Source organism: Streptomyces sp. NPDC059582, from assembly GCF_042735715.1.
GTDB lineage: Bacteria > Actinomycetota > Actinomycetes > Streptomycetales > Streptomycetaceae > Streptomyces.
Genome location: NZ_JBHWCC010000017.1, coordinates 1 through 12,779, shown reverse-complemented (window position 1 = coordinate 12,779; position 12,779 = coordinate 1). Strand labels below are relative to the sequence as shown.

The following is a 12,779-nucleotide window of genomic DNA, read 5'->3' as shown; positions in this document are numbered from 1 at the left end:
TCACCGAATTGAAGAGTTTTGATGACCTCCGGTACATGCCGACGAGAGGAAGCGCGCGTGGACGACGACCGGCCCGATGTGCTGCTGACCGGGCTGCTCTTCTACGACCTGGTCCTCACGGGGCTGGGCGGGCCGCCGACGCCGGGCCGGGAGATCTGGACGACGGGCATGGGCTGCGGACCCGGGGGCATCGCCAACCTGGCGGTCGCCGCCTCCCGGTTCGGCCTGCGGACCTCGCTGGCCACCGTCCTCGGGGACGACTTCTACGGCGCGTACTGCGAGGAGATCCTGGCCCGGCAGGAGGGCGTCGACCTGTCCCTCACCCGCCGCGCGGACGGCTGGCCGACCCCGGTCACGGTGGCGCTCGCGCACGGCCAGGACCGGGCACTGGTCACCCACGGCCAGGAACCCCCGTACACGCAGGACGCGTTGATGGGCGATCCGCCCGCGGCGCGCACGGCCCTCGTGCACCTGGAGGCCGAGCCGCGCGCCTGGCTGTCGAAGGCGGCCGCGAACGGCACGCTGATCTACGCCGACGTCGGCTGGGACCCCACCGAGCGGTGGTCCACCGACCTCCTCGACCAGCTCTCCCTGTGTCACGCCTTCCTCCCCAACGAGGAGGAAGCGATGGCCTACACCCGCACCGACAGCGCGATCGCGGCCCTGGGGCGGCTGACCGACCTGGTGCCGGTGGCCGTCGTCACGCGCGGCGGGCACGGCGCCGTCGCCGTGGACCAGACCACGGGCGAGTACGCCGAGGTCCCGGCTCTCGACATCGATGTCCTCGACGCGACGGGCGCCGGTGACGTCTTCGGCGCGAGCTTCGTCGCCGCCTCGCTGGGCGGCTGGCCGCTGGAGCAGCGGCTGCGGTTCGCCGTCCTCGCGGCGGGGCTGTCCGTGGGCCACCACGGCGGCGCGCTCGCGGCACCGGGCTGGTACGGCGTCGACCGATGGTGGCGCGCGGTCGAGGACCCCGCCCTGCGGCGCGCGTACGGCTTCCTCGACGACCGCCTGCCCGCGGACCCGGGCCCGCCCGTCCGCCACGCCCCCGTGACCCCACCCGTACGGCACTCCTGACCGACCCCGTCCGCACGACCCGTGCCGACCCCGTCCGCACGACCCGTGCCGACCCCGTCCGCACATCCCGTGCCGACCCCGTCCGCACGACCCGTGCCGACCCCTCGTATGCGACGACCCGAACAAATCCGAAAGGCGGTGGGAGCTGTGCGGCTCTCACGAAGAGGCCTGCTGCGCGCGGGCCTGGCCGGCACGGCCGCCACGGCGCTCGGCGGCCTGGCGACCGGCTGTGCCGTTCCGACCGGCTCGACCGGCCGGAACATGGTCCTGTGGTACTGGAGCGGCGGCCTGAGCGACACGGTCGTGAAGAACGCCAAGGCCCGGTACGACGGTTCCGTCGACCTCCAGGCCATCCAGATAGGCGGCTACTACCGCTCCAAACTGCTCACCACGATGACGGGCCGTGCCCACATCCCCGACATCGCGGGCCTCAAGGGCGAGGACATGGCGTCCTACCTGCCCAACGCCGACCAGTTCGTGGACCTGCGGACGCTCGGCGCGCAGAAGTACCGCAGCCGGTACCTGTCGTGGAAGTGGGACCAGGGCATCGCGGACGACGGCACCATGGTCGGCTTCCCCATCGACTGCGGCCCGGTGGCGCACTACTACATGCCGGACGTGTTCGAGAAGGCCGGACTGCCCTCCGAACCCGCCGACGTCTCGCGCGAACTGGGCACCTGGGACGCGTTCCTGGACGCGGGACAGCGGATGAAGAAGCGGCTTCCGGGCACCTACCTGCTCACCGACATCACCAGTGTGTTCACCATGTCGGTGAACCAGGGCACGAAGCAGTACGTCGACAAGGACCGCAACTTCATCGGCGACCAGGAGCACATCCGCACCGCCTGGGCACGGGCGGTGGACGCCAAGAGGCGCGGCATCGTGTCGGCCCTCGTCAGCGGCACCCCGGACCAGCTGTCGGCCACCGAGGCCGGCAAGCTGCCCAGCCAGCTCAACGCCTCCTGGAACACCAGCGACATGAAGCTCGGCGTCCCGAGGACCAAGGGCCGCTGGCGGGTGGCGAGTTGTCCGGGCGGCCCGTCCAACATCGGCGGCTCGTTCCTGGCGATCACCAAGGCGTGCCGGGAGCCCGAGCGGGCCTTCGAGATCATCACCTGGCTGCTGGACGCGTCCAACCAGGCCCAGGGCTTCGTCGACGCCGGGCTCTTCCCCTCGACGCCCGCCTCGTACGGCATGAAGCAGCTCCAGGAGCCGGACCCGTTCTTCGGCGGGCAGGTCACGATGGACGTCTTCGGGCCGGCCGCGCAGCAGATCCCGGTCGCCTACAACAGCCCGTACGACATCGCGCTCGGGCAGCCCGTCAAGGACGAGATCAAGAACGTCGGCGTCCTCGGCAAGGATCCGGACCACGCCTGGAAGGACGCCATGAGCAAATGCCGGCGCATCGCCGAACACCTGGGGGTGAGCCACTGATGGCCACCGTCCCCGCACTGGAGCAGCCCCCGGCCGTCGTGAGACCGGCGCCCGCGCCCGCGCCCCGCAGGGGTGTCGGCAGGTACTGGCACCTCTACGCCGCGATCTCCCCCTTCTACCTGCTCTTCCTCGCCTTCGGCCTGTTCCCGGTCGGCTTCTCGCTCTATCTGTCCTTCCACCGCTGGGACGGCCTCGGCCCGATGGAGTGGGCCGGGCTGTCGCAGTACCGGTACCTGCTGTCCGATGTCGACTTCTGGAACTCGATCGGGAACACGGTCATCATCTGGGTGCTGGCCACCTTCCCGATGATCTTCCTCGCGATGGTGACGGCCGTGATGCTCAACTCGGCGGTCCGATTCAAGAACTTCTACCGGTTCGCCTACTTCCTGCCGAACGTCACCTCGGTCGTCGCCGTCGCGATCATCTTCGGCTCGGTGTTCTCCACCAACTTCGGCCTGGTGAACGCGGTCCTGCGGGTCGTCGGCGTGGACCAGGTGGCCTGGCTGAACACGCCGTGGGGCATCAAGGTCGCCGTCGCGATGCTGATGACCTGGCAGTGGACCGGCTACAACGCGATCATCTTCCTCGCCGGGCTCCAGACCGTCCCCGGCGAGCTGTACGAGGCGGCGCGGATGGACGGCGCGGGTCCCGTCCAGACCTTCTTCCGGATCACGCTGCCGCTGCTGCGCCCGGTACTGCTGTTCGTGCTCGTCGTCTCGACGGTCACCGGTCTGCAGAGCTTCTCCGAGCCGCAGGTACTGCTCCAGACGACCTCCAACGACTCGACGTTCGCGGGCGGCCCGGGACACGCGGGCCAGACGATGGTCCTCTACTTCTTCCAGCAGACCTTCGACAACAACGACTTCGGCTACGGCGCCGCCGTGGCGTGGGGCATCTTCCTCGTCGTCGTCCTCTTCTCGATCGTCAACTGGCGCCTGGTGCAGCGCCGGGGCGAAGAATAGGAAGGCCGGTCACCATGGCATCCATCAAGGGCTCCCGCCGCAGGGGCATAGCGCTGCACGCCGTCCTCGTGGCCGGTCTGCTGCTGTCGGCCTTCCCGTTCTACTGGGCCGTGATCATGTCGACGCACACGTCGTCGGAGATCTTCTCGTACCCTCCGAAGCTGCTGCCCGGCACCCACTTCCTGGAGAACCTCCGTCATCTCTTCGACGCCGTCGACTTCTTCGGGTCGATGGGGAACTCGCTGCTGGTCGCGCTGACGGTGACGTTCCTGGTGCTGTTCTTCGACTCGCTGGCGGCGTTCGTCTTCGCCAAGTTCGCCTTCCCGGGAAAGCGGGTGCTGTTCGTGCTGATGATGGCGATCTTCATGGTGCCGGCCCAGCTGGCGGCCATCCCGCAGTTCGTCGTCATGGCGAAGCTGGGCTGGATCGGCTCGATGACCGCGTTGATCGTCCCGGCGGCGGCCAACGCGTTCGGCATCTTCTGGATGCGCCAGTACATGAAGGGCGCCATCCACGACGAGCTCCTCGACGCCTCCCGGATCGACGGGGCGAACTTCCTGCGCCAGTACTGGCACGTGGCGCTCCCGGTGGTCCGGCCGGGTCTCGCCTTCCTCGGCATCTTCACCTTCATGGGCCAGTGGAACGACTACGCCTGGCCGCTGATCGCCCTCACCAACCCGGACAACGTGACCCTTCAGGTCGCGCTGTCCCAGCTCAACGGCACCCACGGCACCACCGACTACGGAATGGTCATGACCGGCGCGCTCCTCGCCCTCGTCCCGCTGCTGATCGTGTTCGCGATCGGCGCCCGCCAGATCATCGGCGACCTCGCCAAGGGCGCCATCCGGTGACGGATCCCCTGCTGGCGCTCCGCCCCTGGGAGGCACCCGAGGTGACCTCCTGGGGGCGGCTGCCCATGAACGCCGTGGACCGTCGCGCGTCGGCGTTGTCCCTGGACGGCGAGTGGCGCTTCCAGCTGCTCCCGGCGCCGGACGCGCCCGTCACGGACGACTGGTCGTCATCGCTGGTGCCCGGTGCCTGGACCATGCAGGACACGGACGACCTTCCGCAGTACACGAACGTCCGTATGCCGTACGCGGAATTCCCTCCGCGGTCGCCCGCCGCCAACCCGACGGGTGTGTACGAGCGTGAGGTGGACGTCCCGGCCGAGTGGGCGGGGCGCCGGATCGTGCTCCAGGTGGGTGCCGCCGAGAGCGTGCTGCTCGTGCACGTCGACGGGCGGCCGGTCGGCGTCTCCAAGGACTCCCATCTGGCCGCCGAGTTCGACCTGTCGGACGTCGTGCGTCCCGGGGAGCGCTCCACCGTCCGGCTGACCGTGGTGAAGTGGTCGGACGCCTCGCACATCGAGGACCAGGACCAGTGGTGGCACGGCGGGATCACCCGTTCGGTGCTGCTGCACGCGACGGACCCGCTGTATCTCGCCGACGTCACCGTGCGCGCGGCGCGGGACGGCTCCCTGCGGGTCGACTGTCTGATGCGCCGCTCCGGCGGCCGGGCGCTGCCCGAGGGGTGGCACGTCAGTGGGGAGCTGGACGACGGCGGTCCCCTCCCCCGGCCGCTCCCCCAGGACGCGGGGTTCGACCGGGCCAACACCGAGGACGACCGGGTCTCCGACTTCCTCGGTGAGGCGCGGCTGACGACGACCGTGCCCGAGGTGCGCACCTGGACCTCCGAGACGCCCGACCTGTACGGCCTGACCGTCCGGCTGCACCGCGCCGACGGAACGATCGCCGACACCTCGCACCACCGCGTCGGCTTCCGTGACGTCGAGATCGTCGGCCGGGACCTGCTGATCAACGGCGAGCGCGTCTTCATCAGGGGCGTCAACCGGCACGACTTCCATCCGCTGACCGGGCGGACCGTGTCGCACGACGACATGCGCGCGGACCTGGTCCTGCTCAAGCGCTTCGGCTTCAACGCGATCCGCACCGCCCACTACCCCAACGACCCGACGCTGTACGACCTCGCCGACGAGCTCGGCCTCTACGTCGTCGACGAGGCGGACATCGAGGCGCACGACCACGCCCACGAGATCGCCGACGACCCGCGTCACCTGGCCGCGTTCGTGGACCGGGTCTCGCGGATGGTGCTGCGCGACAAGAACCACCCGTCGGTGATCATCTGGTCGCTGGGCAACGAGTCCGACTACGGCGCGAACCACGACGCGGCGGCCGGCTGGGTGCGCCGCCACGATCCGGCCCGGCCGGTCCAGTACGAGGGCGCGGCCAAGCGCGGCTGGGCGGACCCGGACCTGGCCTCCGACATCGCGTGCCCGATGTACGCGCCGCTGGAGGACTGTGTGGCGCACGCCCTGTCGGGCGAGCAGACCAAGCCGCTCATCCAGTGCGAGTACTCGCACGCCATGGGCAACAGCAACGGCACACTCGCGGACCACTGGGCTGCCATCGAGGCCACCCCAGGACTTCAGGGCGGCTTCATCTGGGAGTTCTGGGACCACGGCATCCTCCAGCGTGTGAGCGACGGAAGACCGGCAGGACGTGGGGGCGCCGGCCTCTACGACAACGGTGTCGCCGGGCCCGGCCATCGCTGGGCGTACGGCGGCGACTTCGGCGAGACGATCCACGACGGCGCGTTCATCGCCGACGGGGTCGTCCTCCCCGACCGCACCCCCAAACCCGTGATGTACGAGCACCGGGAGATCGCCGCCCCGGTGCGCCTGGAGCTCTTCCCGCACGAGGGGCTCGTGGTCTCCAACCACCAGCACTTCCGGAGCCTGGACTGGCTGGCCGCCGAATGGGAACTGTCCCTCGCCGACGGCGGCACGCTGCGGGCCCCTGCCGAGCTGCCCGACCTGCGGCCGGGGCAGGCGGCGCCGGTGCCGCTGCCGTTCGAGCTGCCGCGGGACGGCGGCGAGGCGTGGCTGACGCTGCGCGTGACGACGGCCGAGGACCAGCCGTGGGCGCCGACCGGCACGGAGGTGTGCGCACGGCAGATCCGGCTGCGCGCGGCCCCGGAGCCCGCGCGGGTGCCCGCGGCGGGCCGCCCGGTCGAGGTCGACGCCGACGGGCTGCTGGTCCACCCGCTGCTCACGGCCGCTCCGGCGCTGTCGCTGTGGCGGGCCCCCACCGACAACGACGAGCTGGGCGGCACGGCGCTGCGCTGGCGGTCCTGGGGGCTCGACGCGCTCGTGCGCAAGATGGTCTCCGTGCGGCACGAGGAGAGCCGCATGAGCGTGCTCGCCGAGTACGCCGGCGCGGTCGGCGTGGTCCGCCACCGGCAGGTGTTCACGCCGGTCGAGGGCGGGGTCCGGGTCGACGAGGAGGCCGAGCTGCCGGACGCGTTCGACGACGTCGCACGGGTCGGCACGGTGTTCGAGACGGTGGCGGGGCTCGATCTGCTGGAGTGGTTCGGCCAGGGTCCGTGGGAGTCGTACCCTGACCGCAGCTCGGGCGCGCCCGTCGGCCATCACGCGCTGGCCGTCGACGCGTTGTTCACGCCTTATCTGCGTCCGCAGGAGAGCGGCGGCCGGCACGGCGTGCGGCGCTTCACGCTGTCCGCGGCGGACGCCACCGGACTCGCGGTCGCGCTGGACGAGCCCCGCCAGGTCTCCGTCACCCGCTACCGCGCCGAGGACCTGACCGCCGCCACTCACCACGACGAACTGGTGCCGCGCCCCGGCTGCGTGGTGCACATCGACGCGGCGCACCGGGGGCTCGGCACGGCCTCCTGCGGCCCCGACACCTTCCCCTCCTACCTCGTCGCACCGGGCGTCCACCGCTGGAGCTGGACCCTGCGCGTTCTCTGAATCCCAGGTTCTCACCGCAACTCCACGGAGCACACGTGTGCACTTCGCATGCCCATGACCAGGGCGAGGCCGCGCAGGCCTGCGCCGGACGCCGAGGCTTCCTGAGAGCCACGGCGCTGCTCGGCGCCGCCGCCACGGCCGGGATCACGCTGCCGACGGCCGCCGAGGCCGCGCCGGCCTCGGCGGCGCGGTGGCGGCCAGACCCGGACAGCCGTCGCTTCACGCTGGCCGTCATGCCCGACACGCAGTACCTCTTCGACGGGCCGAGCATCGACCGGGCGCCCGTGGAGGCGTCCCTGCGCTATCTGCTGGAGCACGGCGAGGAGGACAACATCGTCTTCCTGTCCCACCTCGGCGACCTCACGGAGAACGGCGCGCCGGCCGAGATCGCCGCGATCGGCGAGGCGTTCGGGCTGCTGGACCGGCGGGGCGTCGGCTACAGCGTGGTGGCGGGCAACCACGACGTGCGGTCGTCGACCGACGACCAGCGCGGCCCGACACCGTACCTGGAGACCTTCGGGCCGGACCGGTTCGAGGGCAGGCCGACGTTCGGCGGGGCCTCCCCCGACGGCTACAACACCTTCCACCTCTTCGAGGCCGCCGGACGCGCCTGGATGGTCCTCGCGCTGGACTGGCGACTGTCGCCGAAGGGGTACGCGTGGGCGCGGGACGTCCTCGCCGCGCACCCGGGCACCCCGGTGATCCTCACCACGCACGAGCTGGTCGTCGGCGACGACACCCTGTCCTCGTACGGGCAGCAACTGTGGGACCGGCTGATCGCCGACCACGACCAGATCTTCCTCACCCTCAACGGGCACTACTGGCCGGCCGCCCGCGCGACCCGCAAGAACGCGGCCGGACACGACGTCCATCTGCATCTGACGAACTACCAGAACCGCTATTTCGGCGGCGCGGCCATGATCCGCCTGTACCACTTCGACCTGGACCGGAACACCATCGACGTGGAGACGGTCTCCCCGTGGATCCTCGGCCGGGCCGCGCGGGGCCTCAACGAGCTGGAGCGGCAGGAGATCGAACTGAGCGGCGACGCCGACCGGTTCTCGGTCGACATCGACTTCGCGGACCGCTTCTCCGGCTTCGCCCCGGTGCCCGCGCGCCCGGCCCGGCCCGCCTCCCGGATGCTCGTCCGCGGTACGGCCGCCTACTGGCGCTTCGACGGGCACGAGGACGGCGCGGCCGTCACGGGCACGGTCCGTGACCTGTCCGGGCAGGGCAACGACCTCACGGTCGTCCCGGTGGGCGGCGGCACGCTCACCTGGTCGGCCGACCACCACCCGGACCAGCCCGGGCACGGCTCGCTGGAGTTCCACGGCTTCAAGTCCCCGCTGACCGGCGCCTATCTGCGCACGGTGGACGGCGCGCCGATCAACAAGGCGACCTTCAGGTCCGGTTACACCATCGAGGCCTTCTACCGCACGCCCGCGGACTGGGACGCGTCCCACCACGCCTGGGCCGGTCTCGTCAGCCGCGCCGGCACCGGCGGCGCCGCGGGCAGGACCGACGGCGACCCGGACGAGCCGCTCGCCACGCTGTCCCTGTCCGACGGCCCCGGCCCGCAGTGGGCGGTCCGTCCGCTCAACCAGCAGGGTATCGCCACCAACTGGGGCGACGAGACCGCGCGGGAGCGGTGGTGGCACGTCGCGGTCGTCAACGACGGCTCGCACACCACGCTGTACGTCCAGGGCTGCCCGGTCGCCCGCAATCCGCACGCCGCCGCGGTCGGCCTCACCACACTCGGCCTGTCCTGGCTGCTGGGCGGTTACGAGTACGCCGGGAAGATCGACCAGATCCTGTACGGCCGTCTCGGCGATGTCCGCATCGTCGAACGGGCGTTGCCCGTCACGTCGTTCATGAACCACTGACCGCCCGCTCCCGGCTTCCGAGGATCCTCATGACCGAGCAGCAGCTGCCCTCCTGGGCGGACCCGTCCGTCCCGCCCGCCGGCCTCGACGCCCAGGGCGTCTCCCGGCGGGCTCTCCTGCGCCGCGCCGGACTGTTCGGAGCCGCGTTCACCCTGAGCTCGGCGGCCGTACCGGCGGCGGCCCATTCCGGCCAAGGCCACGGCGACGACCCGCACCTCGCCTACCTCGTCGGTGACCACCACATCCACTCCGTCTACAGCCACGACGCGAAGTACACGTTCTCCCAGCTGGCCGCCGCGGGCGAGAAGTACGGCCTCGACTGGATGGTGTTCACCGAGCACTCCAACTTCGGGCACGCCGCGTACGGTGCGCCGCTGGAGCACGACGAGATCCGCCGGGCCCGCGCCGAGAACCCGCGCCAGCTGATCTTCCAGGGCCTGGAGTGGTACATCCCGGCAGCCGAGCACGCCACGGTCTTCGCCGCCCCGGGCCCGCACGAGGTGGACCTGCTCACCCGGTTCGAGAGCGGCTACGACGGCAAGCTGCTCGGTTACACGGAGGGCGCGGCCGGCGCCGCGGACACCGCCCGCAACGAGGCCCACGCCCTCAAGGCGATCCGCTGGCTGGCCGAGCAGCGCCGCACGGGCTACGTCGACGACGTGCTGGTCCTCGCCAACCACCCGCTGCGCCTGGGCATCGACTCCCCGCACGAGATGCGCAACTGGCGGGACGCGGCACGCGAGATCGTGATCGGTATGGAGGGCGCGCCGGGCGCCCAGGGCGCGGCCCTCCCCGGCCTGCGCGGTGCCACGTCGATCCGCGGCGAGTACGAGAACAAGCCGTCCGCGCAGTCGTGGGCGGGGTATCCGGCCGAGGCGTACGTGACGTACGGCGGCTTCGACTGGGCGACCGCGACGGTCGGCGGCCTGTGGGACTCGATGCTCGCCGAGGGCCGGCTGTTCTCCGTCACCACCAACTCCGACGCCCACCGGATCGTCTTCGACACCTGGCGGAACGGCGACTGGCCGGCCGGGCGGAACTTCGACAACACCGGCAGGCTGCCCGACCCGGTGAACACCGACACCCCGCAGCCGGGCAGCGACTTCTGGCCCGGCCAGTTCAGCCGCACCCACGTCGGTGTCACCCGCTACGGCTACCGCGCGGTGATGGAAGGTCTGCGCGCGGGCCGGGTCTGGCTCGACCACGGGCACCTGCTCGACGGGCTGGACGTCCGGCTGAAGCGGGACCGCGACCACGGCCGGGGCGTCACGCTGGGCGGCCGGCTGCGCGTGCGCAAGGGCGACCGGCTCACGCTGGACGTGACGGTGACCACCGCGTCCCGTCCCAACGCCCGGGGAATCGTCCCCGAGTTGGCGCACGTGGACGTGATCCGGGGCGCGGTGCGCGGCGCGGTCTCCGACCGTGACACCTGGCGGGCGCCGGACACCCGGGTGGTCCGCACCGCGGACGTGCACGGCCGCAAGGGGACGTACACCCTGCGCATTCCGCTGACCGCGGGCGACGAGTCCTTCTACGTCCGGCTGCGCGGCAGCGACGGCAAGCGGCACGGGGCCGGCCCCCTCGGGGTGTCGGTCGACCCGCACGGGCCGATCGCGCACGAGCCCGGCGACGGTGATCCGTGGGCCGACACATGGTTCTATTCCAACCCCATCTTCGTCGACCTGGCGGGAGCCTGAATCTGATGAAGCGTCAACTGCTTCTCTTCGCCGCCTTATTGGGAGCCGTCTCGATCGGCACCAGCTCGGCGTTCGCCGCCGGTGCCCCGCACTGGGCGGAGACCGGCACGGCGTACACGGACACGCTGGGCGGCGGCCAGGGCCTGGCGAGCCGGGCCGACGGCTCCCTGCTGCACCGCGGCCTGGCCTCCATCCCCCTCGATCTGCGGATCAAGGGCTGGAACCACGTCGGTGACCCGGACATCGCGCGCGGCCACACCTTCGACGCCTACCAGGGCGCCGACACGGCCACGTCGAAGATGTTCGCGGTCACCACGCCGGCCGGGAAGCGCTACGACTACGTGCACCCGCTCGACCCGGGCGAGAAGCTGAACAACTCCTTCGCCACCGTCTCGCCCGACGGGCAGTGGCTGGTGTCGGGCGAGTGGGGCGACCAGAACAGACTCCAGGTCTTCCCCGCGCCGCTGCTCAACCCGGCCACCCCGGCGACGGGCGGCGCGCTGCCACAAGCCCCGCAGATCACCCTGGACAAGCCGGTACGCGACATCCAGGGCTGCGACTTCGTCACCGAAACCCGCCTGGTGTGCGCCTCGGACGACGCCTCCGGCACGCTGTTCCCGCAGGTCCGGCCCCTGCTCCAGATCGACCTGCCGCACGCGCTCGACGGCGGGCCGGTCACCGGCTCGGTGACGAGCCTGTTCGCCCTGCCACAGCGCAGCCTGTGCACGGACGGCACGTTCGAGGCGGAGGGCGTCGACTACGACATGACCAGCGCCACCTTGCGCGCGGAGGTGATCCCACCGGGGGTCTGCGCGCTGGCGACGACCGTCTACGCGTACCGCCAGGTCACGGACTGACGGCCGCCGCACCCCGGCCGGCGATCGTCGGCCGGGGTCGGCGGGGTCGGCCACGCCGATTCCGCCACGGCCGGCCCTGGCCGGAGTCGGCTACGTCCGCGTGGGCGGCGGCGGCCTCCGCAGCCGGGCCGACAGCGACGATCGCCGGCGTCAGCGGGTGTCGCCGGCCGCCGGGGTGCGTCAGACTGGGGACGGCCCGGACAACCGTTCCCGCCCGAGGCCTCGGCCCCAGAGCACGCCCGGCGGAGAGACCCGGACATGACCGCCACCCGTTCCGCGCCCGACCGGCTGTTGGCGGTGCTGGCCGCGTTCGACCACGAGCACCCGGCGCTGTCCCTGTCGGACATCAGCCGCCGGGCCGGACTGACGCTGACCACGGCGCACCGGCTGGTGGGCGCGCTCGCCGAGTGGGGCGCGCTGGAACGGGACGGGACGGGCGTCTACCACGTCGGACTCAGGCTCTGGGAGCTCGCGGCCCTCGCCCCGCGCGGCCTCGCGCTGCGCCAGGTCGCCCTGCCGTACCTGGAGGACCTGTACGAGGCGACGCACGAGAACGTGCAGTTGGCGGTGCGGGACGGAACGGACGTCGTCTACATCGAGTGGCTGGCCGGGCGCTCGTCGGTCGGCGTGCACATCCGGGTCGGCGCGCGCTGGCCGTTGCACGCCACCGGCGTCGGGCTCGCGCTGCTGGCCCACGGCGAGCCCGAGTTCCAGGAGCGCTACTGCGCGGGCGACTTGGCGGCCTTCACGCCGTACACCCTCACCGATCCGGCGCGGCTGCGCCGCGAGCTGGCCGAAGTGCGGCGCGTGGGAGTCGCCGTGAGTGTCCGTCAAGTGACGGACGACGCGTTGTCGGTGGCGGCGCCGGTGCGCGGAGCGGACGGCACGGTGGTTGCCGCCGCGTCGGTCGTCGTGCCCGAGGCGCACGCGCAGGTACCGGTGTTGATACCGGCGGTCCGCCTCGCGGCACGCGGCATCTCCCGCGCGCTGGGCTGGCGCCCGCAGCACCGGCGACAGCTCTGACCGAACGGGCGTCTGTCGCCGGGCTCCCCCCCCGCCCGACGCCCCGTCGCCCCCCCCCG

9 protein-coding genes are annotated in these 12,779 nt (G+C 71.8%); all 9 read left to right on the top strand.

From position 1 onward, the window contains the following. Positions 1-57 precede the first annotated feature (57 nt). Positions 58-1,077, top strand: a complete 1,020-nt coding sequence (locus ACFV0T_RS16750) for a carbohydrate kinase family protein (protein ID WP_385779118.1) — start codon at positions 58-60, stop codon at positions 1,075-1,077. Positions 1,078-1,224: 147 nt separating this feature from the next. Further along, positions 1,225-2,511, top strand: a complete 1,287-nt coding sequence (locus ACFV0T_RS16745) for an extracellular solute-binding protein (protein WP_385779116.1) — start codon at positions 1,225-1,227, stop codon at positions 2,509-2,511. Beyond that, positions 2,511-3,473, top strand: coding sequence for a carbohydrate ABC transporter permease (locus ACFV0T_RS16740; RefSeq protein ID WP_385779114.1), 963 nt, complete (start codon positions 2,511-2,513; stop codon positions 3,471-3,473). The genes ACFV0T_RS16745 and ACFV0T_RS16740 overlap by 1 nt, the downstream gene beginning before the upstream one ends. Positions 3,474-3,487: 14 nt before the next feature. Then, positions 3,488-4,324 (top strand): carbohydrate ABC transporter permease, encoded by an 837-nt coding sequence (locus ACFV0T_RS16735; RefSeq protein WP_385779112.1) that lies wholly within the window; start codon positions 3,488-3,490, stop codon positions 4,322-4,324. Further along, positions 4,321-7,260, top strand: coding sequence for a glycoside hydrolase family 2 TIM barrel-domain containing protein (locus ACFV0T_RS16730; RefSeq protein ID WP_385779110.1), 2,940 nt, complete (start codon positions 4,321-4,323; stop codon positions 7,258-7,260). Before ACFV0T_RS16735 ends, ACFV0T_RS16730 begins: the two co-directional genes overlap by 4 nt. 35 nt (positions 7,261-7,295) lie before the next feature. Then, positions 7,296-9,143, top strand: a complete 1,848-nt coding sequence (locus ACFV0T_RS16725) for a LamG-like jellyroll fold domain-containing protein (RefSeq protein WP_385779108.1) — start codon at positions 7,296-7,298, stop codon at positions 9,141-9,143. A 29-nt stretch (positions 9,144-9,172) separates the two neighbouring features. Beyond that, positions 9,173-10,840, top strand: coding sequence for a PHP domain-containing protein (locus tag ACFV0T_RS16720; RefSeq protein ID WP_385779106.1), 1,668 nt, complete (start codon positions 9,173-9,175; stop codon positions 10,838-10,840). A gap of 5 nt (positions 10,841-10,845) precedes the next feature. Then, positions 10,846-11,697: a hypothetical protein gene (locus ACFV0T_RS16715; RefSeq protein WP_385779104.1), complete on the top strand. Its 852-nt coding sequence runs from the start codon at positions 10,846-10,848 to the stop codon at positions 11,695-11,697. A 258-nt stretch (positions 11,698-11,955) separates the two neighbouring features. Further along, positions 11,956-12,720: an IclR family transcriptional regulator gene (locus ACFV0T_RS16710; RefSeq protein ID WP_385779102.1), complete on the top strand. Its 765-nt coding sequence runs from the start codon at positions 11,956-11,958 to the stop codon at positions 12,718-12,720. Positions 12,721-12,779 lie beyond the last annotated feature (59 nt).

Coding starts and splice junctions, on each gene's coding strand:
- ACFV0T_RS16720 (WP_385779106.1), top strand. CDS start 9,173: ATGACCGAGCAGCAGCTGCCCTCCTGGGCGGACCCGTCCGTCCCGCCC.
- ACFV0T_RS16710 (WP_385779102.1), top strand. CDS start 11,956: ATGACCGCCACCCGTTCCGCGCCCGACCGGCTGTTGGCGGTGCTGGCC.
- ACFV0T_RS16715 (WP_385779104.1), top strand. CDS start 10,846: ATGAAGCGTCAACTGCTTCTCTTCGCCGCCTTATTGGGAGCCGTCTCG.
- ACFV0T_RS16735 (WP_385779112.1), top strand. CDS start 3,488: ATGGCATCCATCAAGGGCTCCCGCCGCAGGGGCATAGCGCTGCACGCC.
- ACFV0T_RS16740 (WP_385779114.1), top strand. CDS start 2,511: ATGGCCACCGTCCCCGCACTGGAGCAGCCCCCGGCCGTCGTGAGACCG.